Annotated in this window: 5 protein-coding genes; all 5 read right to left on the bottom strand. The window is 42.1% G+C overall.

The window, feature by feature from the left end:
* Positions 1-14: 14 nt before the first annotated feature.
* The gene (locus tag H6H03_RS39560) at positions 15-449 is read right to left on the bottom strand and encodes a hypothetical protein (protein ID WP_190960419.1); all 435 of its coding nucleotides are present in this window, start codon (positions 447-449) and stop codon (positions 15-17) included.
* 114 nt (positions 450-563) lie between these two features.
* Positions 564-875, bottom strand: a complete 312-nt coding sequence (locus tag H6H03_RS41940; protein WP_313932049.1) for a hypothetical protein — start codon at positions 873-875, stop codon at positions 564-566.
* 346 nt (positions 876-1,221) lie between these two features.
* The gene (locus H6H03_RS39550; RefSeq protein WP_190960418.1) at positions 1,222-1,449 is read right to left on the bottom strand and encodes a hypothetical protein; all 228 of its coding nucleotides are present in this window, start codon (positions 1,447-1,449) and stop codon (positions 1,222-1,224) included.
* 11 nt (positions 1,450-1,460) lie between these two features.
* Positions 1,461-2,489: a WD40 repeat domain-containing protein gene (locus H6H03_RS39545; RefSeq protein ID WP_190960417.1), complete on the bottom strand. Its 1,029-nt coding sequence runs from the start codon at positions 2,487-2,489 to the stop codon at positions 1,461-1,463.
* A 626-nt stretch (positions 2,490-3,115) separates the two neighbouring features.
* A partial coding sequence (locus tag H6H03_RS40000) for a hypothetical protein (RefSeq protein ID WP_206757990.1) occupies positions 3,116-3,302 on the bottom strand: 187 nt, incomplete at its 5' end.

Here is a 3,302-nt window from a genome sequence, read left to right as displayed (position 1 = left end):
TTGTGTTAGCTTTACTATGTGCTTTTTTGGCATACTCTTCTGATCTGCGATCGCTCGACTCTCTGTTTCCATTCTAACCCAGCAAAATTAATGCGATAGACCACTAGCTTGGGAATGCCAAATTGCAAAAAAATTATATGGAGTCGATAAATTTCATTCAGTAAATAACCTGCTGTTAAAATAGCGGAGTAAAGCAAAAATTGATTAGATCTATTATGAGGTTTAATAGTTTTTAGTAAGGTAAAACTAAAAGCACAAATTATAGGTGGTATAGAACACAGTATTTGAAATCCAAGTGTAAACAATCCTGCACCAGGATATGCTGGGGTGAGAGGTGGTAAGAACAATCCTCCAACTGATACATCAAATATTTTATTATAAATAATCAAGGCAATAATTAATAATAGGTAGAAACTATTAAAACCGAAAATAATTTTATTAATTAACATATAGCACTTAAATATTATTTACCTAGTTCTAATTTTAAAAAAAAATTAATTTTTGGGAATTAAATTAAAAAAATCTGAAAATTGTCGTTTCTCCTCATGATAGCGATCGCCATTCTAACTACTGACATATTGTAGTACTCGTTCCCGTCCCCAACTCCATGCTGTCTCTACGGTTATTTCCTTACCGTTGGTGAATTTGATGAACTCTGTACCCTCGTCATAAAATACATCAGCAACAAGGCGATTGCGGACATCGTACCCCCACATTGAGGCTGCCGCATTCCACCATCTTTGCCCAGGGGACTCTAGATTTGGCAGTTCCAGGTACTCTTCGCGCCATGCCTTTGGTTTCCATTGCTCTTGCAAAGCTCGAATCAAAATTGCGTTTGGGAAAATTTGCTTTTCGTTTTTTTGCAACCACAGCACATAGTCAATTGTGCTTCTTAAAGCATCCTCTAAACCGTAGGTGCAAGCTTCTAGAGATATTTGAACTTCTTAAGCGTGAAAAGTTTACCCCAATGGCTACCAATGGGCGTTCATATTGCTTGAATATCTCGTATTCAACTGAGTCTTTTTCCCAGAACCACACACTTAATACGTCTCCCAAGTGTTATTTTGACTTTCTTATAGTTTAATTGTTGATGGAAATACTCTGCTTGTACCCCGCAATTTCGGCTCAATGCAGAGGTTCAGCGCACGGTTAGGCGATATTGGGATAATGTACCGGGGGCGGTTGCCTATCTAAAAGTTGCGATCCGAACAAGGATTGGGATTAAATTACCGGAGGCTGTTTTTGTTGCTGCCTGTAAGGAGGGCAGGGAACCAGAGACACAACAGGCCAAGTCTGGTGTAGTTGTTTGGTTTGAACGGGCAAGGCGGCAAAGGATTGTGATTGCAATGTCAGGGAAAACAGTGTACGCGGCGGATGGTGAGGCTGTGGCGTTGCAAGAGATGATGCGGTGGTTTCTGAGGGGAATAAACGCGATCGAGATAAACCCATAAATTTATTATTTATTGTGGAGATACACGCCAAATCTTAACAGTGCCATCCTGCCCAGCACTGGCAAGTGTTTTGCCATCAGGATTGAAAGCTACAGACCAAACTTGTTCTTTATGCGCTGAAAAAGTGCCGATCGCTTGACCTGTACTAACATTCCATAATTTAATAGTGCCATCCCGACTACCGCTAGCTAGTAGCGTTCCATCAGGGCTAAAGGCAACAGTTCTGACTTCACCTTGATGACCAGTTAAAGTGCGAATAAGTTTAGCATCATTAATATTCCACAGCTTAATCGCATTATCCCGAATGCCAGTAGCTAGAGTGTTTCCATCTGGGCTGATAGCAATAGCATTAATAGATGATTTCGCCTCGAAACTGCCTGTTCGTTTACCAGTTTTCACATTCCAAGACTCCAGCATAGAACCAGAACCACTTGTTGCAAATAAGGTCTGACCATCCCAGCTAAAAGTGGCTGGTTGAGTCTTAAAGCTCCTAAATCCTTTTTGATAAGCGTCAGAATCGTCCTTTATGCGGATGATTTCTCCAGTACGCCAATTCCACAACCTGATGATAGAGCCGAGATCGAGATTACTAAGTAGAGTTTGTCCATCTGGGCTAAAGACTACACCAATAACTGGTTCTGAGTGCTTGAGTGTACGGATGAGTTTTCCTGTTTGAACATCCCACAAATTTATGCTGCCGTCCTGAGAACCACTAGCGAGAATCTGGCCATCGGGGCTAAAGCTGACAGTCCAAGCTGGAACTGATAAAGTACGCAATAGTTTACCAGTGTTGGGATTCCAAAGCTTTACACTTTTAGCACCAGCACTAGCAAGAATTATTCCAACAGAGCTTGGAGAATACGCAACTGAATAACCTGAATCAGACTGTATTGATAAAGTACGGACTAAGTGACTATTTTTTTGCGACTGAGCAATTAAATCCTGAGTGCTGGGAGTTTGGGTGGTGCAACCGGAAGCAGGAATAGTGATTACTATCAGTGCTATCAGGTAATTCCATAAAATACGGTTGAGAGCCATTGTCGAGAATGCCTTCAGCTTGATATCTGATTCGACTGATTAAACTACACGCTGTTCCATGATTATTTTCAAATTCTCAGTTTTCTATTCAGACTTTCTCTCAATTCCTGTGAGGGTATTGGTGAAGAAGGCAGAAGGCAGGAGGCAGAAGGCAGAAGGTTTGCTCTTGCAGTGTGGGCTTCAGACCCACACTGCAAGAGCCACCAAATCGGAAATTTTGGTGGGGGGCTTAAACCCTTGGCTCCCTCCGGTTGCCCAGAGGGTTCGGGCATTCCTCTTAAGGGATAATTCCATAAAAGCCTTCTGCCCTCTGCCCTCTGCCTTTCCAGCTAAGGGCAAGAATACTGTAACGAGCAATATCAGCACGCTCTTTGAGTGGGCAAGATGATAGCGAGTTTGTGATTGTGATGTTGGGTGAAGTTGTGTATACGCGCTTTGGGTAGTGGCAGTTGTGGAGATGATGCGGCAGTTCCCGGTGGGGGAGTAGGGTTCTGTATCCTTCCAAAAACTTGAAATGATCGAGTGATGCGATCGTGCAACCCTCTAAAGCGTTTTGTACTTCTTAAGCTTGAAAAGTTAACGCCGAGGCTGACTAACGGTCGTTCGTATTTTTTGAATATCAGGACTTACGCAACTGGCACAGAGCGATCGCCGATATATAGTACATGAGTATTAGTTGAATCTGATTCCGAAAGCCTTGTATTCGTAATAGAAGCAGGTGTATTGGAGGCAAAGCATGAAAGATTCATGAGAAAATAGGTAGAGGTTGTATTAGATAAATGTTGCTTACGGTAATGAAATTTACTAAGCTTG

It is taken from the genome of Nostoc paludosum FACHB-159 (genome assembly GCF_014698835.1).
Classification (GTDB): domain Bacteria; phylum Cyanobacteriota; class Cyanobacteriia; order Cyanobacteriales; family Nostocaceae; genus Nostoc; species Nostoc paludosum.
This window is presented reverse-complemented; position numbering and strand designations above follow the sequence as displayed.

Bases quoted from the DNA above. Each gene is read 5' to 3' on its own strand.
- H6H03_RS39560 (WP_190960419.1), bottom strand. From the start codon at position 449: ATGTTAATTAATAAAATTATTTTCGGTTTTAATAGTTTCTACCTATTA.
- H6H03_RS39550 (WP_190960418.1), bottom strand. From the start codon at position 1,449: ATGGGTTTATCTCGATCGCGTTTATTCCCCTCAGAAACCACCGCATCA.
- H6H03_RS39545 (WP_190960417.1), bottom strand. From the start codon at position 2,489: ATGGCTCTCAACCGTATTTTATGGAATTACCTGATAGCACTGATAGTA.